Source organism: Chelatococcus sp. YT9 (assembly GCF_018398315.1).
In the GTDB taxonomy this organism is placed as follows: Bacteria; Pseudomonadota; Alphaproteobacteria; order Rhizobiales; family Beijerinckiaceae; genus Chelatococcus.
Genome location: NZ_JAHBRW010000002.1, coordinates 1,948,219 through 1,971,944, shown reverse-complemented (window position 1 = coordinate 1,971,944; position 23,726 = coordinate 1,948,219). Strand labels below are relative to the sequence as shown.

Sequence of the window (23,726 nt, the reverse complement as noted above, 5' to 3'; positions counted from 1 at the left end):
GCGATCCAGGTCCTGCGATCCCACACGGGATCTTAACGCGCAACCGTACCGTCAAGGTCCAGATTGAGGGCGAGCACATTGATGACAGGCTCGCCGAGCAGCCCGAATTGGCGGCCCTCGACATGGCGGGCGATGACAGCGCGGACGGCGGCCTCTTCCAGGCCGCGCGCCTTGGCGACGCGCGCTGCCTGGAAATAAGCCGCTTCCGGCGAGATATGGGGATCGAGGCCGCTGCCCGAGGCTGTCACCAGATCCATCGGGATATCCGCCTGCGGGTTGCTCGTCCGCAGCGCCTCCGCTTCGGCCTTGATGCGCGAAATCAATTTTGCGTTGGTCGGGCCGAGGTTCGAGCCGCTCGAATTCGCGGCGTCATAGCCGGCCCCGGCGGCGGATGGGCGGCTGTGGAAATAACGGTCGCTTGTGAAGGCCTGTCCGATCAGGGCGGAGCCGATCACCTTGCCGTCACGCTCCACGAGGCTGCCGCCGGCTTGATAGGGAAACAGAGCCTGGGCGATGCCTGTCATTCCGAGCGGATAGATGAGACCTGTGAGCACCGTGAAGGCCGTGATCATCACGAGCGCGGGGCGCAGTTGCTTGAACATGGTGGCTGTCCTTCAGACGAGGCCGAGGCCGGTGATGACGAGGTCTATCGCCTTGATACCGATGAACGGGACGATCACACCGCCGAGGCCGTAAATGAGGAGGTTGCGCGACAGGAGACTGCCGGCGCCGACGGCGCGATATCTCACGCCTTTCAGCGACAGCGGGATCAGCGCGATGATGATGAGCGCGTTGAAGATGATGGCGGACAGGATGGCGCTCTGGGGCGTCGCGAGGCCCATGATGTTAAGCGCGCCGAGTTGCGGGTAGAACGCCAGGAACATCGCCGGAATGATCGCGAAATACTTCGCGACGTCATTGGCGATGGAGAAGGTCGTCAGTGCGCCTCGGGTCATCAGGAGCTGCTTGCCGATCTCGACGATCTCGATGAGCTTCGTCGGGTCGCTATCGAGATCGACCATATTGCCGGCTTCGCGCGCGGCCACCGTTCCGGTGTTCATGGCGACGCCGACATCCGCCTGGGCGAGTGCGGGGGCGTCGTTCGTGCCGTCGCCGCACATCGCGACGAGCTTGCCCTTGGCCTGCTCCTCGCGGATGAGGGAGAGCTTGTTCTCCGGTGTCGCCTGGGCGAGGAAATCGTCGACGCCCGCTTCGGCGGCGATGGCAGCGGCAGTCATCGGGTTGTCGCCGGTGATCATGACAGTGCGGATGCCCATCCGCCTCAGTTCCGCGAAACGCTCGCGAATGCCACCCTTGACGATGTCCTTCAGGTGAATGACGCCGAGCAGCCGGCCGTCCTTCACGACGGCGAGCGGCGTGCCGCCCGCCCGCGCGATCTCGTCGGCGATGGCGCGGATCTCACGTAGGCTGTCGGCGCTGGCGGGCGGCCGGCCCGCGGTGAGGCCCGCGTCTCCGACATATTTGAGCACTGCGTCGACGGCGCCCTTGCGGATGGTCGTGCCGTCGTGATCGACGCCGCTCATGCGGCTCTGCGCGGTGAAGGGCACGAAGGTGGCGTGCAGGCTCGCCATGTCCCTCGCCCGTATCCCGTATTTCTCCTTGGCCAGGACGACGATCGAGCGACCTTCCGGCGTCTCGTCGGCCAGGGAGGCGAGCTGAGCCGCATCGGCGAGCTCTTCTTCGTTGATGCCGCGCAGCGGCCGAAAGTCGGTCGCCTGCCGGTTGCCGAGCGTGATCGTGCCGGTCTTGTCGAGCAGGAGGGTATCGACGTCGCCGGCCGCCTCCACAGCCCGGCCGGACATGGCGAGCACGTTGAAGCGCACCAGGCGATCCATGCCGGCGATGCCGATGGCCGACAGCAGCGCGCCGATGGTGGTCGGAATGAGCGTGACGAACAGGGCGACGAGCACGATCACCGGAATGTAGCCGCCGGCATAGGCGGCAAAGCTCGGGATGGTCACCACGGCGAAGACGAAGATCAAGGTCATGCCGGCGAGCAGGATGTTGAGGGCGATCTCGTTCGGCGTCTTCTGGCGCTCCGCGCCCTCGACGAGCGCGATCATCCGGTCGATGAAGGTCGAGCCGGCGGCCGCCGTGATACGCACGCGGATCCAGTCGGACAGGACCTGTGTGCCTCCGGTCACGGCCGAGCGATCACCACCGGACTCGCGGATCACGGGCGCGGATTCGCCCGTGATCGCCGCCTCGTTCACCGAGGCGACACCCTCGATGACCTCGCCGTCGGAGGGAATGATGTCTCCTGCCTCGACCAGCACGCAATCACCGACCTTCAGGCTCGCTCCCGGCACGAGCTTGTAGCCGGCGCGGCTCTCGCCGGTCAGCAGCTTGGCCTGCGTTTCGCTGCGCGTGCGACGCAGCGAATCCGCCTGCGCCTTGCCGCGTCCTTCGGCGACCGCCTCGGCAAAGTTGGCGAACAGGACCGTGAACCACAGCCAGAGCGTGATCTGGAAGGAGAAGGCGACGTCCTGCCCACCGATCGCGATATCGCGGATCAACAGAATAGTGGTGAGTGCCGATACGACCGCCACGACGAACATCACCGGGTTGCGCGCGAGGCTGCGCGGATTGAGTTTGCGCACGGCATCGCCGAGAGCGGGAACAAGGATACGAGCATCGATCAGGCTCGTGGATTTGGACTGGCTCATGAGAGGCTCCAGCGAATGGTCCAGCGCCTAGCGGCCGGATCACGCAGCGGCCAGGAGGGTGGCAAACGTTGCGATGAGAAATGCGATCGCGAGGGTGACGAGCATCATCGCGATGATGATGCTCGAGGCGCGCGGACGGTAAGCGGCTGTCATCAGAATGCCTTTCCCCCGAGCATGGCGAGATGTTCGACGATCGGCCCCAGCGCCAGCGCCGGGAAGAATTCCAGGCCGCCCATGATGACGATGACCCCGATGAGGAGGCCGACGAAGAGCGGCCCGTGGGTCGGGAACGTCCCGGCCGACGGCGGTGCGGCTTTCTTGCCGACGAGCGATCCCGCCAGGGCCATCACCGGCACGATCATGAAGAAGCGGCCGAGCAGCATCGCAAGGCCAAGGCTGACCGTGTACCAGGGTGTATTGGCGGTGAGGCCGCCGAAGGCCGAGCCATTGTTCGCCGCCGCCGATACATAGGCATAGAGGATTTCGGAGAAGCCGTGGGGGCCGGGATTGGCGATGCCGGCGAGGCCTGCCGGAAGCACGGTCGCGATCGCTGTGAAGCCCAGCATGAGAAGTGGCAGGATGAGCAGGGCGAGCATCGCCATCTTGACCTCCTTCGCCTCGATCTTCTTGCCGAGATACTCCGGCGTGCGGCCGACCATGAGACCGGCCACGAAGATCGCCACGACCACGAACAGCATGATGCCATAGAGCCCGGCGCCGACCCCGCCGACAATGATCTCACCAAGCATCATGTTGACGAGGGGCACCATGCCGCCGAGAGCCATGAAGCTGTCATGCATGGCGATGACCGCGCCGCAGGACGCGGCGGTGGTGATAACCGCGAACAGCGCCGACAGGGCGATGCCGAAGCGGACCTCCTTGCCTTCCATGTTGCCGCCGTCGATGCCGAGGGCATGGACGAGGGGATTGCCGGCGGCCTCGGCCCAGTAGCAGACCACGACGCCCGTGATGAAAAGCACACCCATGGCGGCGAAGATCGCCCAGCCTTGCCGCTGATCACCGACCATCCGGCCGAACACGTTGGTGAGCGCCGCGCCGATCGCGAGGATTGCGACCATGTGGATGAGATTGGTCAGCGCAGTTGGGTTCTCGAAGGGGTGGGCCGCATTGGCGTTGAAGAAGCCTCCACCGTTCGTTCCGAGATGCTTGATCATCATCTGCGAGGCGACGGGACCCTGCGCGATCGTCTGCTGCGCGCCTTCCAGCGTCGTCGCGACCGTATAAGGCGAGAGGTTCTGCGGCACACCCTGCCAGACCAGAACGAGTGTACCCACCGCGCAGATCGGCAGCAGGATGTAGAGAATGGAACGCGTGAGGTCGAACCAGAAATTACCGAGAGTTCTGGCGGATTTTCTTGAAAAGGCTCGTATCAGCGCAATGGAGATAGCAATTCCGGTCGCGGCTGAAACGAAATTCTGCACGTTCAGGCCCACCATCTGCGTCAGATAGGACATGGTGGTCTCGCCACCATAGGACTGCCAGTTGGTGTTGGTGACAAAGCTCGCCGCGGTGTTGAAGGCGAGATCCGGCGGAATGGCAGCCATTCCCGCCGGATTGAAGGGGAGGATATCCTGCAGGCGTTGCACCATGTAGAGGACGATCAATCCTGCGACATTGAACAATAGAAGTGCGGCCGTGTAGGTTGTCCAATGGTGTTCGTCCTGATCTCGCGTGCCGGCCAAGCGGTAGAGGCCACGCTCAAGCGGCCCCAATGCCGTGCTCAACCAAGTCCGCTCACCGTTGAAGATGCGGGTCAGATAGTTGCCGAGGGGTTTGACCAGCAGGATGATGATCCCGCAGTAGACGATGATTTGTATCCACCCGTTAAGGGTCATGATCATTGCTTTCGCTTGTTTGGTCTTCGCGCACAGCCAACGACGCCCGGATCCCACCGCGAAGCGCGGGCTTCTCCGACCCATGCCGTGCGATGGCAAGGTTGATCACGAGAACTGCGCGGGCGCCGGCTCAGCCTGGCGCTAAAACCGCTCGGGGCGAACGAGAGCGTAGGTCAGATAGGCAGTGAGAAGGAGGGCTACCGCACCGCCCAAGGTGTATTCAAGCAGCATGTCGCATACTCTTTAGAGTGCGTCGCATATCCAAGTATAGGAATATGCAAGTAGGAAGAAAAATACCGATACTCCAATAAAAATAACATCCATATCAAGGCCTCCACGCCCGGCGGCCGTGGCCATCGGCATGGCCGGATATATGGCACTGAAGGCCATAAAGGTTCGAGAGCGCCGGAAAGCCGCGGATATAAAAATCTCATAAAGAAACAGGCCGGGCCGAGCATGAAAAACCCTGCCTCAACCAATGGGCAGGGTCTTTATCATGACGGGGGCTTAAGTCACACGCGAGGTTGTTAAACCATGCGGATCTTATACGGAGCCCCTGTGTCATTCCAAGGCGGGCCGAAGGGCCCGAGCCCGGGTACCACGAACATGACGGCCAATCGGGAGGGGAACAGTCCGACGAGGCTTCATGTCAGACCGCGTGTTCGTAGCGTCCGCGCAGCCCGTTGGTGCGAGGCCCCGAAGGACGGTGAGGTGCTGGTCTCGATCGGGCGGGCCACGAAACTCGACTGTTGCCGAGGCACGCGTCGGACACGCTGGAGCCGGCCAGGCCGGACTGCAGTGACGCGCCCGGTCATGACGGGGGTGGTGTAGCGACCAATCGCGACGAAACTCCGCCCTAAATCTCAGAATAGTCGAAGACTTCGGCCTTCGCACCCGGGTGCGTCACCGCGCCGGTCGCGGCGGAGCTCGCGAGCTGGGCGAAGCGCCACAGCGCGCCGCTGCCGTAGCGCGTCTGGCGCGGCACCCACGCCTTCCTGCGCTCCGCCAATTCCTCATCCGTCACATCCACGCTGAGCTGGCCCCGCTCTCCATCGATAATGATGGTATCCCCGTCACGCAGCAGTGCGATGGGGCCGCCGACGGCGGCTTCCGGCGAGATGTGGCCGACGCTGATGCCGCGCGTCGCGCCGGAAAAGCGGCCGTCGGTGATCAGGGCGACACGATCGCCGACGTTCTGGCCGGCGAGCGCCGCCGTAGTCGACAGCATCTCGCGCATACCTGGCCCGCCGCGCGGTCCCTCGTAACGAATGACCAGAACGTCCCCATCCTTGTAGGCGCGGCTTTCGACCGCCGCGAAGCACTCTTCTTCGGATTCAAAGCAGCGCGCCGTTCCCTTGAAGATCGAGGTCGTGAGCCCGGCCACCTTCACGATGGCTCCCTCCGGAGCAAGGTTGCCCTTGAGCACGACCAGGCCGCCGGTCGGCGAATAGGCCTCGCTGACGGGCTTCACCACATCCTGCCCCGGTGGCACCAGGGTCTCGGCCAGGTTCTCCGCCACCGTCTTGCCGGACACGGTCAGGCAATCACCGTGCAGAAGTCCGGCGTCGAGCAGGGCCTTCATGATCACCGGGACGCCCCCGACATCGTAAAGATCCTTTGCGACATATTTGCCGCCGGGCTTCAGGCTCGTAAGATAGGGGGTCGTCGCGAAGATGCGGCCGATGTCATCAAGGGTGAAGTCGACGCCGGCTTCGTTGGCGATGGCGGGGAGATGCAGAACCGCGTTGGTCGAGCCCCCGGAGGCCGCGACGACCCGCGCGGCATTTTCCAGCGCCTTGCGGGTCACGATATCGCGGGGCCGTATGCGATGGGACAGGAGATCCATGACGGAGCGACCACTCTGGCGCGCTACCCGGTCGCGGCTTTCATAGACGGCTGGCGGCGAGGCTGAGCCCGGCAAGGCAACGCCCAGGGCCTCGGACACGCAAGCCATGGTATTGGCCGTATATTGCCCGCCGCAGGTGCCAGCCGAGGGGCAGGCCACGCATTCCAGCTCATGCAGTTCCTCGTCGGTCATGGTGCCGGCCTGCCGCGCGCCCACCGCCTCGAAGACGTCCTGCACGGTGACGTCGCGGCCCCGATGGCGGCCCGGCAGAATGGAGCCGCCGTAGAGAAAGAGGGCTGGGATGTTGAGCCGCAGCATGGCCATCATCATTCCGGGCAAGGACTTGTCGCAACTGCCGACGCAGACGAGCGCATCATAGGAGTGGCCGCGTATGAAAACTTCCACGGAATCGGCGATGACTTCGCGGCTGACCAGCGAGGACTTCATGCCCTCATGGCCCATGGCAAGGCTATCGGTCACCGTGATCGTGCAGAATTCGCGCGGGAGGCCGCCGCATTCGGCAACACCAGCCTTCACGGCGGCCGCCTGGCGATCAAGCGCGATGTTGCAGGGCGCGGCCTCGTTCCAGCAACTGACAACGCCCACGAACGGCTTCGCGACCTCATCGGGTCCAAGGCCCATCGCGTAATAAAACGAGCGATGCGGTGCCCGCTCGACGCCGAGGGTGACATGGCGGCTTGGCAGATCCGATTTCTCAGGCAGATGCGGCGCGTTTGGGGTGGTCGTCATGGCGTGTTCCTCGGGATATCAGCGCGCGTTGCGGACGCCGTTGTCGTGAATGAGGGGAGGGAGCTTGTGCGCTGTCGGCGGGAGAGGCGCCGCGCAACGCCGGATTTCGACGAGGCAGCTCAGCGCGGCACAGCCTTGCGAGAAGCTTGATGCCGGCCGATCGGCCGTCAGGACATTAGGATTGCCATGCGCGTCGATGTCTTCGGCCGGATCGATCCATGCCCCTGTCGCGAGGCGGGCGGCCCCCGCCACGATATCCTCGCTGACCGCGGCCACCGCCTGCACGGTGCCTCGGCCATTGAAGATCTCGACAACGTCGCCATCGGCGATGTCTCTCGCGGCCGCGTCCATGGTGTTGATCAGAACGACCTCGCGGCCACCGGCTTTTCCGGCGACGCTCCACGGCGCATGGTCGAGCTGGCTGTGCAGCCGGCGCGCCGGCTGGTCCGACACAAGGTGGATCGGCCAATGCGCGGCGGCCGGCGCGCCCAGCCACTCGGTGGGGGGCAGCCAGGCGGGATGTCCGGGGCAGTCTGCGGCTCCGGCGGCGGCGACCGTCGCGGAGAAGAGTTCGATACGCCCTGATGACGTGGGCCGCGGGTGGGCCACGGGATCGCGGCGAAACTCGTCGAGAAAAACGACGGGGTGGTCGTAGGTGGCGAGGTCGATGAAGCCGCGTTCCCAGAAGGTCGGAAAGTCGGGCACGACGATGCCGTTGGCTTCAGCGCTCGCCACGAAGGTCTCGTAGAGGCGCGCGAGCCACGCCCTCTCGTCCAGCCCCTCGGTGAAGGCCGCGCCAGCGCCGAGGCGGCCGGCAAGATCGCTGAAGATCGCGAAGTCGTCGCGCGCTTCCGCATGGGCCGAGGCGGCCTTGTGCATCGCGACCAGCACTCCTTCGCGCGTGGCGAAGGCTATGTCGTTGCGCTCAGCCGCCAAGGTCGCGGGCAGCACGATATCCGCCATGCGCGCATGCGCATTCCAGAACTGCTCATGGACGATGATGGTGTCGGGCTTGGCCCAGGCCCGGCGCAGGCGTGCCAGGTCCTGGTGGTGATGGTAGGGATTGCCGCCGGCCCAGTAGATGAGCCGGATGTCCGGATAGCGATACGTTTTTCCCTCGTAGGTGAAGCGGTCACCGGGGTTGAGAAGCATGTCGGCGATGCGTGCCACGGGGATGAAGGTGGTGACGGGATTGTGGCCCTGCGGAAGGGACGGGCCTTTCAGGCGAGGATGCGGGCTGCCGATGGCGTTCATGGCGCCATAGCCGAGCCCGAAACCACCGCCGGGCAGGCCGACCTGCCCGAGCACGCAGGCGAGCGCCACGATGCCCCAGAACGGTTGTTCGCCGTGCTCGGCGCGCTGGAGGGACCAGGCGACGTTGAGGAGGGTGCGTGTCCCGGCCATCTCCTGGGCAAGCTCGATGATCCTTGCCGCCGGCACCCCGGACAGCGTCTCCGCCCAGGTCGGCGTCTTCGCAGTGCCGTCGGACAAACCAAGCACATAGTCGCGGAAGGCGTCGCCACCCACGCAGCAGCGCGCCAGAAACGCTTCGTCCGCTTGCCCCGTCATGAAGAGCTGGTAGGCAAGCGCGAGCATGACGGATATGTCGGTGTTGGGCCGGATCGGGATCCATTCCACATCACCGTCGGTGACCAGATTTTCGCGGACGGGGCTGATGTTGATGAAGCGGGTGCCGCGCGCGGCCATGGCCGCCAGCGCCTCCTTGACGCGGTGTCGCCCCGCGCCGCCGGGAGAGACGCGTGAGTTTTTCAGCGGCACACCGCCAAAGGAGACGAAGAGACGTGTATGCGCGGCGAGGACGTCCCAGGACGTATGTTCGGCGTGGAGATCGTCGATAGGCCCCACCACATGCGGCATGATCACCCGGCCGGCGGCTAGGCTGTAGGTATCGACATGCCGAACATAGCCGCCGATCGTATTGAGGAAGCGGTGCACCTGGCTCTGGGCATGGTGGAAGCGGCCGGCGCTCGACCACCCATAGGAACCGCCGAATATCGCCTCATTGCCGTGCTCTGCCCGAATGCGCGTGAGCTCCCCGGCGACAAGATCGAGGGCTTCCTCCCACGAGACTTCGACAAAAGGTTCGCGGCCACGTTGGTCAGGCCGAGCTCCAGGTCCCTTCTCCAGGAATGAGCGGCGTATGGCAGGCCGCGCGACGCGCAGCCGCGCGACGGCGTTGCCCAGTTGGTCGAGCCCGATAGGAGAGGGATCCGGATCGCCGCTGAAGGGACGCAGCTCGGGCCGGCCGTTGCCCGGCTCTTCGATCTCATAGAGCCCCCAGTGACTGGCGGTATAGCGCGTTGCCATGGTCTTACGCCTTCAGAAGCCGGGCCGACAGCGCGACCGACTTCAACCCGTCCACGCCGCTCGCCGAGGGTGGGCGTCCCGCCGCGACCGCCTCGGCAAAAGCCTCGAATTGCGCGGCATAGAGATCGACCACCGGAAACTCGCGGGTCTCGCTGCGCCCTTCGCGGGTGATCTCGAGGCGCCCGGTCGGTGCCATCCCGAGCGTGCCTATGCCGCTCGCCGCTCCCTTCGTGCCCAGCACGTGGATGCTATTGAGGGCGGCCCGGGCGCGCCGTGTGATCGTCACGGTTCCCATCGCACCATTCGCGTAGCGCAACGCGGCGGCGATGGTCTGGTCGAGGCCCGTATCGGCCGCGCGATCGACGATGGAAGCGGTCTCCGCGACATCGGCGCCGACCAGGAAACCGAGGAGATCGAAGACATGAACGCCGACGGCGCCGAGAATATCGGAGCCTGATTTCGCCGGATCGGCGCGCCAGTTCGTCCATGGGCCGTAGGCCGTGTGCCACTCGCCGCGCACCAGAACGATATCGCCGAGTTCGCCAGAGGCGATGAGTTCGCGCAAGGCACGATGCACCGGTGCATGGCGTTGCTGAAAGCCGATGCCGAGCGCGACACCGCCCCGTTCGCAAGCAGAAATCATCGCCTGGCAGTCACTTTCGGTTAGCGCCATCGGCTTCTCGACGAGAACATGCTTGCCTGCCGCGGCTGCCTTCTCGGTTTGTTCGCGGTGCTGGTCGTTGGGGGTAGCGATGAAGACGGCATCGATCTCGCCATCTCCCAGCATCGCCTCCAGCGAGGGATAAGCGATGCCGCCGGCTTCGGCCGCAAAACGCGCGGATTTCTCAGGCGAGCTGCCAAGCGCGCCCCTCAGGCTCGCGCCTTTTGCACTTTCCAACGCAGGCGCGATTTTCTGCAGGGCATGGGCGCCCGCACCTATCAGTCCCCAACGCATGGTGACGCCTTCCCGGTGCTGCGGCATGATCCCGAAATGCGGTTCGGCCTCTCGGAAGATCATGCGTCAAAACAATATCCTGGAGCCCCGCTCCGACCCCGCCGGAGTGGAGCGCCTAGAAACGGATGACGGCGGTGCCGCCACCTTCCACCGGGAGCGCCGCGGCGGTCGTAAAGGATGAGAGATCGCTGACGAAGAACAGCATGGCCTTGGCAACGTCATCCGGTGTGCACACGCGCCCGAGGGGTGAGAGCCGCTTCATCGCATCCGCGCGGCGCGCCAACTGCTCATCCGTGAGGATCTGGAGACGGTCGGCGGAGGGCTGCTCCAAGCCACTGGGGCAGATGCAATTGGCGCGGATGCCGTCGGCGCCGTGGTCGGAGGCAATCTGACGCGTGAGCTGCAGAACGCCGGCCTTTGAAACGCCATAGGCGGTCATGCCCGGCAGCGTCAGCAACGAGCCCTGCGAGCCGATGTTGACGATGCTTCCGCCTCCGCCGGCGCGCATGGCTGGCAACACGGCGCGGCAGGCCAGGAATACGGCTGTGAGATTGACCGCGATGATCCTGTTCCAGTCCGCTTCACTCGTGTCGAGGGTGCCCTTTGCCATGGGCGGGTCGATCCCGAACGTATTGCAAAGGCCGTCGATCCGGCCGAAATGCGCGACGACCTGCCCGACCACACGCTCATTGGCGGCGGCATCCGTCAAATCGGCTGCGATGACGAGACGATTGTCCGGAGGTGCGTCCGATGTCGTGCTGACGCGGCTTATATCGCGATCAACCAGGGCGAGGCGCGCGCCGTGCGCGAGGAACAGCTGCTCGGCGGCGCGGCCGACATTCGAGCCCGCGCCCGTGATGATGATCGTCTTGTCGTCCAATAGTCCCTTCATCCCATGCTCCCTCCGCCATCGACGCGGATGACCTGGCCCGTCACGAAACGTGATGCGGACGAGGCGAGGAAAACGACGGCGCCCGTTGCGTCATCGGGCTCCTGCACACGCGCGAAGGCCTGGTCGCTGACCATCCGCGCAACCGCCTCCGCGGGGAATGCCGCCTTGACGCGTGGTGTCGGTGTGAAACCGGGGGCCACCGCATTGACGCGGATCCCTGTCGGTCCGAGCTCCCGCGCCAGTGCCCGCGTCAGGCCGACGACGCCTCCCTTGGCCGCGACATAGCCGACGAGATTGGCCGACGACGACGACCGGTGAAGCGCGGCCGTGATGCCGCTGAAGACGGATGTCGAGGCGATATTGATGATGCTGCCGGCGCCTTGCCGTTTCATGGCTGGCAGCACGGCGCGAATACAGAGGAACTGGCTGGTGAGATTGAGGCGGAGTTCCGCCTCGAACTCGCCAAGTGTCATGTCCGCAAGGCCCTTTCCCGTCGTGGCGCCGCCGGCATTGTTGACGAGCACGTCGCAGCGTCCGGCTTCCTCGATGAGGCGGGAGAAGCTTTCAGCAATCGCCGCCTCCGACGTCACGTCGGCCTGGGCGCAGAGAAGATCCGGAGCCTCCGCGCCCAAGTTCGCGACAACAGCCTTGAGCGCATCGGCGGCGTGATCCACGCATGCGACCCGGAAGCCCGCCCGGCTCAATCCCACCAGGTGGGCGCGGCCCATGCCTTGGGCCGCGCCTGTCACGATGGCGACGGGACGCTCTGTCCCGGCCATGGTCAGGACTTCACCCAGGGCACGAACTCCTCGTTCTTCACCATGACGCGTTGCAGGGCGAGGATGATCTCGCGGTCGGGATCGATCGAGATCACGCCCGTGACGCCGGCGAAATCCTTGGTTGCGGCAAGCGCATCACGGATCCGCGTGGTGTTCGGCGAGCCCGCTGTTTTCACCGCATTCGCGATCAGGCTTACTGCATCGAAGGCATGGGCCGAAAACTTGCTCGGGACAGTCGAATACTTGGATTTGAAGAGATCGACAAAGCTCTTCACCTCCGCGCGATCGGACGCGGGATGATAGGTCGAGACGAGAAGGAGGCCATTCGCGGCTTCACGCGCGAGGCTGATGACCTGCGGATTGAACAGCCCGGCACCAGACATGAAGGTGGGGCGGAAGTTCATCTCGCGAGACTGCCGGAAAAGAAGCGCCGCCTCCACCTGGAACAGTGCCAGCAGCACGCAGTCAGGCTGACGGGCGCGCAGGCTTGTGATCGTTGGTTTCAGATCCGGAGTTTCGGCGTTGATATAGTCCTCGCCGACGACAGTCGCACCGTTGGCGACAGCGCGCTTCTTGAACAACTCGCCATAGACGCGGCCATAGTCATCGTTGCGGCCGACAATGGCGATTTTCTTGAAACCGAGGTCCTTGGTGCCCCAGTCCGTTGTGGCATCCGCCTCGGTGGCGGCAATCGGCGTATTCCGGAAGATGAAGTTGCCTGTCTTGGTAATATCAGGATGCGAGGCGGTCGGCGTGATCATGATGATGCCGGCGCGCTGATAGATCGGCGCGGCCGCCAGCGACGCGGTGCTCGAGAAGTCGCCGATCACCGCCGTGATGTCGCCACGCGCGGCGAATTTCTGCGCAACATTGGCCGCTTCCTGCGGATCGCCCTTCGAATCTTCTACGGCGAGCTGAAATGTGGTTTCCGGGACAGTGTTTTTGGCGTTGAGTTCGGCGATCGCAAGTTCCGCGCCCCGTTTGATATCCTCGCCATATTGCGCCTGATTACCTGTGATGGGCGCGGAGAGGCCAAGCGTGAGCGTCTTCTTCGCGCCCTGCGCGAAGGTTGCGGCAGGGAAAAGGCCTGCCGCTGCGCCGGCCGTCGCAAGTTTTACAATATGTCTTCTCGTAAGCGACATGTCAGGTCCCCTTCTGGATGGCGAGGCGCGAGGCGCCAGACTGTTATCGTATCTCGAACATATCGACTGTGTTCTTCCTCGAATTCATGCAGATCTATTCGCGTACCCATTCCGAGACGATATTGACCTTTGCATCAGTCATAAGATGATAAAGGGGGCAAAGCCGCTCGACCTCAGAGCGGAACTTCGCAAGGCGCTCGTCGGACTCCGGCGTCTTCATGAAAACCTTCTGGTCAATCTTGTGATAGTGGTAAGCAATAGGCTCGACCTGCGAGAACAGCTTGCCGGTGCGCCGCATCTCGGCACGGCGAACGTCATGTTGGGCGACAGCTTCGAGGCGCACGCCGGTGATCTCGAACTTCATCTCCTTGCGCAGGATGTTCATGATCATGGCCGTGCAGGAGTTCAGCGCGCATAGGGTCATTTCGAGCGGCGTTGGGCCGCTGTCCTTGCCGCCGAGCTCGACCGGCTCATCGACATAGATCGGAGGGAGGTCGCGTACGTGATTGACGCTCTGGTAATTGCCGAGATAGTCGGTCTTGACGCGGATGCTCTGCAGGCGCTCGCTGACCTGAATATCAGCTGCGGCCGTGGTGGAAAGGTCGGTCATCTGTTGCTCCTGTGGTGTCTTGGTGGTCACTGCCGTGTTGGTCAGTCGCGACCGTCCTCGCCGCGATCAAAAGTCCAGGTGATGGCGCCGCGTTCGGCCGTCATGCGAGCCCGCAGCGCTTCGGTCGCGGCAACATCGACGTGGAGGGCCTCATCAAGGACGACGCCATAGTCTGTCCGCGCGGCGGGGAGGGAGATCTGCGCCTCGGCCACATCATTGGCGACGCGGGCGGCAGGGCGGTTCAATGGATCGCCATAGCCGCCGCCGCCCGCCGTGTCCGACACCAGGATGTCGCCGGTGCGCAGCGTGAAGCGTTCACGCGCGGGCACCTTGTGCTCACTGCCGTCGGTGCGCTTGATGACCGAAGACCAGGGCATGGCGGGCCTGCCGCCCTTCAGACCCCAGGGGCGTGAGAAATGGCGATCACCGCGATGGGTGACCTCGAGCGGGCCTTCGACCACCTCGAAGACCTTGCGCATGCCGAGGCCTCCGCGATGGAGGCCCGCACCGCCGGAGTCGGTCTTCAACCGCATTGAATGGATGCGCAGCGGATATTCGAGCTCCACCGCCTCGGTCGGCGCATTCATCATGTTGGTGATGTCAGTCTCGATATAATCCACGCCGTCCTTCGTCGGTCGCGCGCCCATGCCACCGCAGAAGAGTTCCAGATAGACATAGGCGCGGCCGTCGGAGGCACGACGTCCGGAGAAGCTGACGCCCTGCATGCCGCTGGAAGAGGCCCGGACCCGTTCCGGCGCTGCCTGCGCGAGGCAGCCGAAGATGACATCCGTCATGCGGCACACTGTCATGGTACGGGCGTTGACCGGCGCCGGATGGCGCGGATTGACCAGGGTACCAGCCGGCAGGCTCACGCTGATCGGGCGGAAGCAGCCGGCATTGTTGGGCAGGCGCGGGTCGGTGATGCAGCGCACGCAGTAATAGGTGACGCAGGCGGCATGGGAGAAGGCGGCATTGGCGGCGCCAGCCACCTGTGGATCCGTGCCTGTGAAGTCGACATGGATGTCGGAGCCCTTGATGGTCAAGGTCGCTTGGATCTTGACACGCTTGTCGAGCACGATGCCGTCGTTGTCGATATAGTCGATGAAGGTATAACTCCCGTCGGGGATCTCGGCGATGCGAGCGCGAGTGAGTGCTTCCGAGCGGTCCATCAGTTCATCGATATAGGCGAGCACGGTGTCCTCGCCGAACTCCTCGCAAATTTCGGCGAACCGCGCTGCACCGATCTTGATCGAGGCGAACTGCGCGCCGAGGTCTGCTTCCAGGAAGGCCGGCATGCGCACGTTCTTCAAGAGAATGCCGCGGATCTGCTCGTCGAATACGCCGCGCGCGATCAGCTTGATTGGTGGCAGGACGATACCTTCCTGGAAGAGCTCCGTGGCGTCCGGTGGCAGGCTGCCGATCGCCATGCCGCCGAGATCGGAATGGTGGGCCATGGAGGCCGCCATCGCGACGCAGCGTCCTGATGAAAATACCGGCGTCAGCGCGGTGATGTCAGGCAGATGCGTGCCGCCATCGTAGGGATCGTTCATGATGTAGACGTCGCCTTCCTCCATCGTCTCCGGAGGAAAGGCGCGCAGCAGCGACTTCACTGTGGCGGCCAGCACCCCGAGGTGCTGCGGTAGCGCGACCGACTGGGCCATGGTGTCGCCGCTCACGGTGAACAACGCGCAGGAGCAGTCGGCTCCCTCCTTCAGAACGACTGAAAAGGCGCTGCGGATCAGCGTGCCCTCCATCTCCGCGGCGACGACATCGAGGCGGTTGCGGATCACCTCCAGGGTGATGGGATCGACGGTCAGGCTGTCGCCGCGAGCTTCGGTCTTGTTGAGCATCATCACGGATCCTTCAGGATGAGCGGCGCGGGAAGTCTAGTCGGCCGGCGGAGAAGCCGCCGTCGATGACGATGGTGTCGCCGGCGATAGCCGCGGCGCCCGCGGAAGCAAGGAACATCACGGCGCCGGCGACGGCTTCGGGCGTCGCCAAGACGTGGTTGGCACTCTGGCTGCGATAGTAGTCCGCGACCCTCAGAAAGGCCGGATCGGTGAAGCCCGGCCGATCGACCAGCCCCGGAGCGACTGCGTTGATGGCAATGCCGAAAGCACCGTATTCCAGCGCCAGCCCCCGGGTCAGCATCTCCATGGCCGCCTTGGTCGCGCTGTAGAGCGCCGCGTCGGGCCGGGCGTAGCGATAGTTGCCGGAGGTGATGTTGACGACGCGACCGGGGATGCCGGCCTTCGCCATGCGCTCGCAGGCATCGCGGCTGGTGAAGAGCATCGCCTTGACGTTGACCCGGAAGAGGCGGTCGAACTCGGCCTCCGTTATGTCGCGGATCATGCGGTTAAAGTTGATGCCGGCGCCGTTGACGAGCACAGCCGGAGTGCCGAAGCGTTGGGTGATGTCGTCGAGCACCCGGCTGACGGTGGTCGGATCGCCCATATCGGCTGCGAGGCCATGACCATCGCCAAGGGAAGCGAGGCGCGCGCCCGCGGCCGTGGCGCGGGCCTCGGTCGAGCCGATGGCAATGGTCGTCGCGCCAGCCGCCACGAAGGCTTCCGCTATCGCAAGACCCACGTGGCCCGTGCCACCGGTGACCACCACCGGCCCGAGCGTCCAAGGTTCTGGCGTCGGATCACGCATCGGTCGGCATCTCCACGATGATATTGCCGTTGGGCTCGACCAAGGCGGTTTCACCCGGCAGCACGACTGTGGTGCTATCCAGCTGTTCGACGATGAACGGCCCTGCCTGCCTGACGCCTATCGGTAGCTGATCGCGACGATAGACCGGGATGTCGACGTGGCGATCCTGATCGCTGAGGTAGACCGCGCGGACGCCGCGCTGTGCCTTCTCCCAAGACGGGCCGGGCTTCGGGGGCTCGAGGCGGATTTTGGGAACCGTTGCGAAATGCACAGTGCGCAGATTGACGAATTCGACCGCGGCCGCGGGATTGCGTTGCCGATAGACCCGCTCGTGATGTTCGTGGAAGGCCGCGATGAGGCCGTCGATCAACGCGTCGTCGAAACTTGCTGTGATCGGGATCTCCAGCTCGTAGGACTGGCCCACGTAGCGCATCTCGGCATAACGGCGCACGCCCACGCGTGCGTCGGCGATGTTTTCCTGCCTCATGCGCTCCCGCCCGGCACGGTCCAGCCTGTCGAACGCTTCGGCCAGCTCCGTGAAGGGGAGCCCCGTCGCCGGCTGGCGGAACGACGCGGTATGATCGTGCTCGATGTCGGACACGAGGAGCCCGAATGCGGAGAGAACGCCCGGGGCGAACGGAACGATGACGCGGGGGATGCGCAATGCACGCGCCAGCGCGCTGCCATGCAGAGGGCCCGCGCCGCCCAAAACGATCAGGGCGAATTCGCGCGGATCATAGCCGCGCGCGATGGTGAGCAGGCGGATCTCGTCGGCCATGCGGTTGTTGAGGATGGTATGGATACCATGCGCGACGCGCACCTTGCTCATGCCGAGGCGCGCGCCCATGGTCTCGATGACCCGGTGGGAAGCGGAGGAGTCGAGCTTGACATGGCCGCCCGCGAAGTAGTCCGCATTGAGATAGCCGAGCACGATCGAGGCATCGGTTACGGTCGGCTCCGTGCCGCCCTGGCCATAGCAGGCCGGCCCGGGCACGGAGCCCGCACTCTGCGGCCCGACATGCAGGCTGGACGCTTCGTCGAGCCAGGCGATGCTGCCGCCGCCGGCGCCGATCGAGACGACATCGAGCATGGGGATACGTAGCGGGTATTTAAGCACCTTGCCTTCTGCCGAGGTCAGCGGCTTGCCGTCGACGACGAGGCCGATGTCGGCCGTCGTGCCGCCGATGTCGTTGGAGATCAGGTTCTTTTCACCGCACAGCTCTCCCACCATCTGCGCGGCGACGACGCCGGCGGCCGGGCCCGAGCGCAGCAGGCTGACCGGTCGCTCGACCGCCGTGCGTGCGGCCGCGATGCCGCCGCGGGATTGCATGATTTCAAGTCGCGCCGGCACGCCCGTCTCAGTGAGCTTGCCTTCCAATGCATCGATGTAGTTGGCGACCTTCGGGCGGACATAGGCGTCGAAAGTCGTCACCAGTGTTCGCTCGTATTCGCGGAAGGTAGGGTCGATGGCCGACGACAGCGAAACCGGCAGATGCGGATACATCTCGTTGATGATGGCCTTCGTCCGCAATTCATGGGCGGGATGAAGAAACGAGAACAGGTAGCAGACCGAGATGACCTCGGCGCCCTGGCTTTCAACCAGCTCGCGCACGGCGGCGCGTACGCCGTCCTCATCAAGTGGCTTGAGGATGGAGCCATCGGCCGCAATGCGTTCGCGGATGCCGATGCGCCGCCGACGTGGCGCGAGAAAGCCTGGCGTTTCGGCGTCTATGAAGAGGTTATAGAGTTCGGAGCGCTTCTGACGCCCGATGACCAGCACGTCCTCGAAGCCTTCGGTGGTGAGAAGTCCGGTCACGGCGCCTTTCTGTTCCACGACCGCATTGGTTGCGACGGTGGTGCCATGAATGAAACGCGTGACGTTGGCGGGCGTGAGGGCTGTTCCACCGAGCAGGCGCGTCATGCCGTCGACAACACCAAGGGAGGGATTGGCAGGCGTGCTCGGAACCTTGATCAGGGTCATCTCGCCGCCGTCCGTCATACCCACGACATCGGTGAAGGTTCCGCCGACGTCGATCGCTATCGAAAGGGTCGTGTCCATCTGTCGTGTCATTTCCAGTTTTGTGCGGACGTTCGGATCGGAATGTCAGCCGAGGTACGCACGGATGGTGTCTTCATCCTTGAGAAGGTCGGTGCCCGGGCCCTCGGCGACGACTGTCCCGGTTCTGAGCACATAGGCGTAATGCGCGACGTTGAGAGCCATGAACGCGTTCTGCTCGATGAGCAGGACGGAGGTGCCACCAGCATTGATGGCGCGAATTGCTTCGAACATCGCCTGCACGAGGATCGGTGCCAGGCCGAGGGAGGGTTCATCGAGAAGCAGAATGTCCGGCGCGGCCATCATCGCCCGGCCGATGGCGAGCATTTGCTGTTCGCCGCCCGACAGGGTGCCGGCCGTCTGCGTCCGCCGTTCCTTCAGCCGTGGAAAGATCGTGAAGATGCGCTCCAGGGTCTTGGTGGCTTGCGCGAGTTGTCCCCGCCCATAGGCGCCGAGACGCAGGTTTTCCATCACCGAGAGGCCGGCAAAGACGCGCCGCCCCTCGGGACATTGCACGATGCCCTGACGCGCCACCTGGAAGGCTGGCATACCGGTGAGGGAACTGCCGCGATAGACCACCTCGCCGCGCGCGGGGGTCAGTTCGCCGGAGATGGCGCGTACAATCGTGCTTTTGCCGGCGCCGTTCGCGCCCACGATCGAGACGATGTGGCCCTGGGGAATGGCGAGAGACACACCGCGGACGGCAACGATGGGCCCGTAGGAGACGTGGAGATCGCGCGTTTCGAGCAACATCGCTAGACTACTCCCGATCCGAGATAGGCGCTGATGACGAGCGGATTGCTGCGCACCTCGTCCGGCGTGCCTTCGGCGATCTTGCGCCCCTGATCCATGACGATGATGCGATCCGAGATCTCCATCACCAGGCTCATGTGATGCTCGACCATGAGCACGGTCTTTCCGAGTTCGTCCCGCAGACGTCTGATGAGCAGGTTCAGGTCTTCGATTTCCGGCGGTGTCATCCCGGCGGCGGGTTCGTCGAGGAGAAGGATTCGGGGATTGGTAGCCAGGGCACGGGCGATCTCGACGCGCCGCTGGTCGCCGTAAGGGAGATTGCGCACCAACTGGTCCGCCACCGGCCCGAGCTCAAGCAGCGCGATCAGGCGATCTGCTTCCGCTGCAAGCTGCTTTTCCTCCGCACGGACGCGCCCGCCGTGAAACAGGGTTTCCAGAAATGAGGCGCGCGCCTGCCGGGTCAGGCCGACGAGTACATTTTCACGTGCGGTCAGATTGGCGAACACGCGAAGGTTCTGGAACGTTCGGCCTATGCCGGCTGCGGCGATGCGATGCAGCGGGAGTCCGACAAGGCTCGAACCATCGAAGGAAATCGCGCCTGCGGAGGGCGGATAGATGCAGGTGATGAGATTGAACGCGGTTGTCTTGCCGGCGCCGTTGGGGCCGATGATGCTGACGATTTCGCCGTCATTGACGTGAAAGCTCAAGCCATCGACTGCGGTCAGCCCACCAAAGCGCCGGCTCAGATCGGTGACCGCGAGGAGGGCGTTTTCCATCAACCGACCTCCTTCACGACTGCGCTGCGTGCCATGGGCGCCTTGCGTTTGGGCGTGCCGTGACGCCGGCCGAGGAGGCCCTGCGGCCGGAAAAGGATGATGAGGACCATGATCAGTCCGTAAATCGCGAGCCTGTATTCGGAAGCGAAGCGTAGGAGCTCGGGAAGTGCGGCAAGGACAGCCCCGCCGAAGATGGCGCCTGGCACGCTGCCGAGGCCGCCCAGCACAACCATCGCGAGGTACGAGATGGAGACGACGGGGGTGAAGCTGTCCGGGCTGATGAAGCTGATGTAATGCGCCCAGAATGCGCCGGCTGCGCCAGCGATCGCCGCCGAAACGATGAACACTTTCGCCTTCACGACGCGTGGGTCGACACCAACACTTGCCATTCCCAGTTCGTCGTCACGCATGGCACGCAGGGCGCGGCCGAACGGTGAATTGAGCAGTGCGAGAACCACCAGGGTCGAGATGATCAGAATTACCAGTATAAGATAGTAAAATCCTACGCCTCGCAGCTCGTTTCCGAAGAAGCTCGGCGCGGGAATGGCACGAATACCCATCGGGCCGCGGGTGAGGTCTATCCAGTTCAGCATGACCATCCAGACAACACCGGACAAGCCGAAAGTTCCCATGGCGACGTAGTGACCACGCAGGCGCATCATTGGCCAGGCGAACAGGGCCCCGAAGACCCCAGTGGCGGCAATGGCAAGGCCCATGCTGATCCAGGTCGGCACGCCATACCTTGTGCTCAGGATGGCGGTTGCGTAGGCGCCGAAGCCATAGAAGGCAGCGTGCCCTAGGGAAATGAGCCCGGCAAAGCCCGCGATGAGGTTAAGACTGAGGGCGATCGTGCCGGACATTGCCATGATGGTGAGAACGCGCAGGTAATACGCGTCCGTGACGACCAGGGGTAATGCAGCTGCAATGACAATGGGCAGCACCAGCAGGGGCTGCCGCAGATCAAGCTTAGGCACGGGGGGAAGCGGGAAAATGCTGAGGTTCGTCCGCTCGACCTTGTCAAGTCCGCGCCGACCGAGCAACCCCGTCGGCTTGACGACCAGCACGGCGACGAGAAGACCGAAGGCGATGGCGTCGCGCCAGGCTGAGGAGAAATAGACGCTCGTGACGGATTCAGCTATCCCGAGCAGGAGACCGCCGACGATGGCTCCCGCGATCTGCTCCATCCCACCGAGCACGGAGGCCGCGAAGGCCTTCGTCATGCTGAGCGAACCCATGGTAGGATAGATCGAATTGTAAAGTGCTGCGCCGAGCACACCCGCTGCGCCCCCCATCGCGGAGGCAATGCAGAAGGACACCACGATCAGGCGATCGACATCAATGCCAAGGAGCTGCGCGGCGCGCCTGTCCTCGGCGACCGCACGCACCGCCGTACCGAAGTCCGTGTGATGCAGCACATAGTGCAGGCAAGCGATGGCTGCGACGACCACCGCGAGCGTCACGAGTTCCCATGTGCTCACCGTGATCATGCCAAGCTGGAACACATCCGCGGTGAGGGTCGGAGAAAGCGGCTGCGTTTGCGGACCAAAGATGAAATGGGCCAGGTTTTCGATAATGAGCCCGAGGCCCATAGTCGTAATCAGCGACATCAGCAATGGCTGGTCCCTGAGGGGCCTCACGGCGATGCGCTCGACAATCCAGCCGACAACAAAAGCCGCGATGATGCCACCGGCAAATGCGAGGACAACGGGAGCCCCCGCGCTGACCATGAGGATCATCGCAATGTACGCCGCGACCGTATAGGAAGCGCCTTGCCCAAAGTTGATAATATTCAGGACGCCGAATACAAGGGATACACCGATCGCACCCAGCGCATAGGTCCCGCCCACAGTTAACCCGTTGGTGATTACCTGCAATAAGAGATCCATCGGGTGTTATCTCTCTCGTCGGCTGGCTGGTTGTCACACGCCGTGGTCTGGTTGCTTGGTCCCAAAGACCGTCAGTTCACGCCGATGGTATCTTTATAAGTTCGCCTCAAACGCGGTATGGGTGTAAAAAATTCCGTCGGCGCGACGACACGAAAATCCACCTAGAATTCAAACCAATTCACCAGATCACAATATTCCGGAAGATCGGATATTGACTGTGTACGCTAAAAGAATACGTCGGATTTCTTTATCCGAATGAACAGCGAATGAAATATCGTTCCCGTCTGCGCTCATCTACTTGCAGATCATTCGATGCTGCAGCAGTATTCTTAGGTGTTGCGACACTCGCAACACTGTTGCGTCTTCAACAAATCTAAACTAGAGCTAAAATGATTGTCAACGTGACTTTCGCGCTGCCATGCAAAAAGCGAGAGGCATTAATGGAGGGCAGCTTGGATCGAAGGGTGGCGGAGAGGCAGGGGGGATTCCAAAGCATCGCGGCGGTCGATCATGCCTTGGCCGTGTTGAAAACGCTCGCGACGAGTGCCGAACCGCTGGGCGTCAACGAACTCGCGCGGCGCATCGGCCTGCACAAGAGCACGGTCTCGCGTCTTCTCCGGACCCTCGAAAATCATCATTTCATTCAGCGCGACGCTACCCACGGCCGGATCAGTCTCGGGCTTGGGGTCGTCGCGCTCGCCGGGCCCATGCTCGGCGCGATGGATGTTATCGCCATAGGCCGGCCGGTGCTGGAGCGTATCGCCAATACGACAGGCGAGACGGTCAGTCTTGCCCTCTGGAACGGGCAGGAAGCGGTCATGGTGGAGCAGGTCCTGGGAACGCGAACCGTTGTGCACTACACATGGCGCGGCAAGGCGGTGCCTGCTCACTCCACAGCGGTTGGTAAAATCTTCCTGGCGTTTCTTCCCGACAGTGAGGTGCGCCCCATTCTGGCGGCGCCGCTTGAGCGCTTTACCGAGTATACGATTGTCGATCCCGAGAGGATGGCGGCTGAAATCGCCCGGATACGGCACAGCGGCTATGCGCTCAATTTCGAGGAGAACGAACTCGAATCCTGCGGCGTCGCAGCGGCGGCCTATGATTTCAACGGCAAGGTTGCCACGGTCCTCAATATCGCAATTCCTAAATATCGCTTTGATGAGGAGCAGCAAATGAGGCTGGCCAAGATCGTCGTTGAAGGCGCGCGGGAGCTGTCCGGCAAACTTGGCCATGGCAATCGCGCTCCTTGAACCGGACGGCCTAATCGGTCTCGCCCTGTGAAGCTTGAGACCGGCTCGTTCCTGAGCTACGAGGGCGCTGCAGGCAGGCGCCGGGCGTCAGCCTGCTGAGAGAGGAAGACGATGACGACGAGCGATATATCCAATCTTGTTCAGCATTTCGGCGTCGGCGCACGGGCGAGCATCGCCGTGACCCATAATGGCGTCGGGTATTTCGCGGTCACGCCGCAGGCGCCTTACGACGGTACGTTACCCGCGGGAGACCAGGCGCGCCAGCTGTTCGCGAAGGCTGAGGGCAGGCTCGCCGAGATCGGCAGCGGCAAAGACAAGCTCCTGTTCGTCGCGATCATCGTCGCCGATATGAATGACAAGGACGCGGTGAATGCCGTGTGGGACGAGTGGGTCGCAGACGTCACGCCTCCGGCCCGGGCGTGTTTCGAGGCCAGACTGGCGAGCCCCGATCTCAAAGTCGAGATGATCATGCTCTGCGCTGCGGGGCAGGGCGGCGCCTGAATCG

Annotated in this window: 19 protein-coding genes; 2 read left to right on the top strand and 17 right to left on the bottom strand. The window is 63.7% G+C overall.

Annotated features, from left to right (window positions below):
* Nucleotides 1-32: 32 nt before the first annotated feature.
* From kdpC to KIO76_RS28805, 17 genes are all read right to left on the bottom strand, one after another.
* Nucleotides 33-602, bottom strand: coding sequence for a potassium-transporting ATPase subunit KdpC (gene kdpC, locus KIO76_RS28885; RefSeq protein WP_213327000.1), 570 nt, complete (start codon nt 600-602; stop codon nt 33-35).
* A 12-nt stretch (nt 603-614) separates the two neighbouring features.
* Nucleotides 615-2,687: a potassium-transporting ATPase subunit KdpB gene (gene kdpB, locus KIO76_RS28880; protein WP_213326999.1), complete on the bottom strand. Its 2,073-nt coding sequence runs from the start codon at nt 2,685-2,687 to the stop codon at nt 615-617.
* Between the two features lie 152 nt (nt 2,688-2,839).
* Complete coding sequence (gene kdpA / locus KIO76_RS28875; RefSeq protein ID WP_213327165.1) at nt 2,840-4,543, bottom strand: potassium-transporting ATPase subunit KdpA; 1,704 nt, start codon at nt 4,541-4,543, stop codon at nt 2,840-2,842.
* Between the two features lie 141 nt (nt 4,544-4,684).
* Nucleotides 4,685-4,774 (bottom strand): K(+)-transporting ATPase subunit F, encoded by a 90-nt coding sequence (gene kdpF, locus KIO76_RS28870; RefSeq protein ID WP_213326998.1) that lies wholly within the window; start codon nt 4,772-4,774, stop codon nt 4,685-4,687.
* 625 nt (nt 4,775-5,399) lie between these two features.
* Nucleotides 5,400-7,139, bottom strand: coding sequence for a dihydroxy-acid dehydratase (gene ilvD / locus KIO76_RS28865; protein ID WP_213326997.1), 1,740 nt, complete (start codon nt 7,137-7,139; stop codon nt 5,400-5,402).
* Nucleotides 7,140-7,157: 18 nt separating this feature from the next.
* The gene (locus KIO76_RS28860; RefSeq protein ID WP_213326996.1) at nt 7,158-9,467 is read right to left on the bottom strand and encodes a molybdopterin-dependent oxidoreductase; all 2,310 of its coding nucleotides are present in this window, start codon (nt 9,465-9,467) and stop codon (nt 7,158-7,160) included.
* 4 nt (nt 9,468-9,471) lie between these two features.
* On the bottom strand, nt 9,472-10,485 hold the full coding sequence (locus tag KIO76_RS28855; RefSeq protein ID WP_213326995.1) for a Gfo/Idh/MocA family protein: 1,014 nt from the start codon (nt 10,483-10,485) through the stop codon (nt 9,472-9,474).
* Between the two features lie 52 nt (nt 10,486-10,537).
* On the bottom strand, nt 10,538-11,314 hold the full coding sequence (locus KIO76_RS28850; protein WP_213326994.1) for an SDR family NAD(P)-dependent oxidoreductase: 777 nt from the start codon (nt 11,312-11,314) through the stop codon (nt 10,538-10,540).
* The gene (locus KIO76_RS28845; protein WP_213326993.1) at nt 11,311-12,093 is read right to left on the bottom strand and encodes an SDR family NAD(P)-dependent oxidoreductase; all 783 of its coding nucleotides are present in this window, start codon (nt 12,091-12,093) and stop codon (nt 11,311-11,313) included. The genes KIO76_RS28850 and KIO76_RS28845 overlap by 4 nt, the downstream gene beginning before the upstream one ends.
* A gap of 2 nt (nt 12,094-12,095) precedes the next feature.
* On the bottom strand, nt 12,096-13,235 hold the full coding sequence (locus KIO76_RS28840) for an ABC transporter substrate-binding protein (protein ID WP_213326992.1): 1,140 nt from the start codon (nt 13,233-13,235) through the stop codon (nt 12,096-12,098).
* Nucleotides 13,236-13,329: 94 nt separating this feature from the next.
* The gene (locus KIO76_RS28835) at nt 13,330-13,845 is read right to left on the bottom strand and encodes an OsmC family protein (RefSeq protein ID WP_213326991.1); all 516 of its coding nucleotides are present in this window, start codon (nt 13,843-13,845) and stop codon (nt 13,330-13,332) included.
* Nucleotides 13,846-13,886: 41 nt separating this feature from the next.
* On the bottom strand, nt 13,887-15,698 hold the full coding sequence (locus KIO76_RS28830) for a hydantoinase B/oxoprolinase family protein (RefSeq protein ID WP_213326990.1): 1,812 nt from the start codon (nt 15,696-15,698) through the stop codon (nt 13,887-13,889).
* Nucleotides 15,699-15,708: 10 nt separating this feature from the next.
* Entirely contained in the window at nt 15,709-16,500 is a 792-nt protein-coding gene (locus KIO76_RS28825; RefSeq protein ID WP_213326989.1) for an SDR family NAD(P)-dependent oxidoreductase, read from the bottom strand.
* Nucleotides 16,493-18,559 carry a hydantoinase/oxoprolinase family protein gene (locus KIO76_RS28820; RefSeq protein WP_213326988.1) on the bottom strand — a complete coding sequence of 689 codons (2,067 nt, stop codon included), beginning with the start codon at nt 18,557-18,559 and terminating at the stop codon, nt 16,493-16,495. The genes KIO76_RS28825 and KIO76_RS28820 overlap by 8 nt, the downstream gene beginning before the upstream one ends.
* A gap of 45 nt (nt 18,560-18,604) precedes the next feature.
* Nucleotides 18,605-19,306 (bottom strand): ABC transporter ATP-binding protein, encoded by a 702-nt coding sequence (locus KIO76_RS28815; protein ID WP_213327164.1) that lies wholly within the window; start codon nt 19,304-19,306, stop codon nt 18,605-18,607.
* Nucleotides 19,307-19,311: 5 nt separating this feature from the next.
* The gene (locus KIO76_RS28810; RefSeq protein WP_213326987.1) at nt 19,312-20,085 is read right to left on the bottom strand and encodes an ABC transporter ATP-binding protein; all 774 of its coding nucleotides are present in this window, start codon (nt 20,083-20,085) and stop codon (nt 19,312-19,314) included.
* Nucleotides 20,085-21,971, bottom strand: a complete 1,887-nt coding sequence (locus KIO76_RS28805) for an ABC transporter permease (RefSeq protein ID WP_213326986.1) — start codon at nt 21,969-21,971, stop codon at nt 20,085-20,087. The genes KIO76_RS28810 and KIO76_RS28805 overlap by 1 nt, the downstream gene beginning before the upstream one ends.
* Nucleotides 21,972-22,435: 464 nt before the next feature.
* Here KIO76_RS28805 and KIO76_RS28800 point away from each other — a divergent pair, with 464 nt between their 5' ends.
* Nucleotides 22,436-23,221 carry an IclR family transcriptional regulator gene (locus KIO76_RS28800; RefSeq protein WP_213326985.1) on the top strand — a complete coding sequence of 262 codons (786 nt, stop codon included), beginning with the start codon at nt 22,436-22,438 and terminating at the stop codon, nt 23,219-23,221.
* A 111-nt stretch (nt 23,222-23,332) separates the two neighbouring features.
* The gene (locus KIO76_RS28795; RefSeq protein WP_213326984.1) at nt 23,333-23,722 is read left to right on the top strand and encodes a RidA family protein; all 390 of its coding nucleotides are present in this window, start codon (nt 23,333-23,335) and stop codon (nt 23,720-23,722) included.
* The last annotated feature ends 4 nt before the right edge of the window (nt 23,723-23,726 follow it).

Coding starts and splice junctions, on each gene's coding strand:
- KIO76_RS28845 (WP_213326993.1), bottom strand. CDS start 12,093: ATGGCCGGGACAGAGCGTCCCGTCGCCATCGTGACAGGCGCGGCCCAA.
- kdpB (WP_213326999.1), bottom strand. CDS start 2,687: ATGAGCCAGTCCAAATCCACGAGCCTGATCGATGCTCGTATCCTTGTT.
- ilvD (WP_213326997.1), bottom strand. CDS start 7,139: ATGACGACCACCCCAAACGCGCCGCATCTGCCTGAGAAATCGGATCTG.
- KIO76_RS28810 (WP_213326987.1), bottom strand. CDS start 20,085: ATGGAAAACGCCCTCCTCGCGGTCACCGATCTGAGCCGGCGCTTTGGT.
- KIO76_RS28795 (WP_213326984.1), top strand. CDS start 23,333: ATGACGACGAGCGATATATCCAATCTTGTTCAGCATTTCGGCGTCGGC.
- KIO76_RS28830 (WP_213326990.1), bottom strand. CDS start 15,698: ATGATGCTCAACAAGACCGAAGCTCGCGGCGACAGCCTGACCGTCGAT.
- kdpF (WP_213326998.1), bottom strand. CDS start 4,774: ATGCTGCTTGAATACACCTTGGGCGGTGCGGTAGCCCTCCTTCTCACT.
- KIO76_RS28840 (WP_213326992.1), bottom strand. CDS start 13,235: ATGTCGCTTACGAGAAGACATATTGTAAAACTTGCGACGGCCGGCGCA.
- KIO76_RS28850 (WP_213326994.1), bottom strand. CDS start 11,314: ATGAAGGGACTATTGGACGACAAGACGATCATCATCACGGGCGCGGGC.
- KIO76_RS28820 (WP_213326988.1), bottom strand. CDS start 18,559: ATGGACACGACCCTTTCGATAGCGATCGACGTCGGCGGAACCTTCACC.
- KIO76_RS28825 (WP_213326989.1), bottom strand. CDS start 16,500: ATGCGTGATCCGACGCCAGAACCTTGGACGCTCGGGCCGGTGGTGGTC.
- kdpA (WP_213327165.1), bottom strand. CDS start 4,543: ATGACCCTTAACGGGTGGATACAAATCATCGTCTACTGCGGGATCATC.
- kdpC (WP_213327000.1), bottom strand. CDS start 602: ATGTTCAAGCAACTGCGCCCCGCGCTCGTGATGATCACGGCCTTCACG.
- KIO76_RS28855 (WP_213326995.1), bottom strand. CDS start 10,485: ATGATCTTCCGAGAGGCCGAACCGCATTTCGGGATCATGCCGCAGCAC.
- KIO76_RS28805 (WP_213326986.1), bottom strand. CDS start 21,971: ATGGATCTCTTATTGCAGGTAATCACCAACGGGTTAACTGTGGGCGGG.
- KIO76_RS28860 (WP_213326996.1), bottom strand. CDS start 9,467: ATGGCAACGCGCTATACCGCCAGTCACTGGGGGCTCTATGAGATCGAA.
- KIO76_RS28835 (WP_213326991.1), bottom strand. CDS start 13,845: ATGACCGACCTTTCCACCACGGCCGCAGCTGATATTCAGGTCAGCGAG.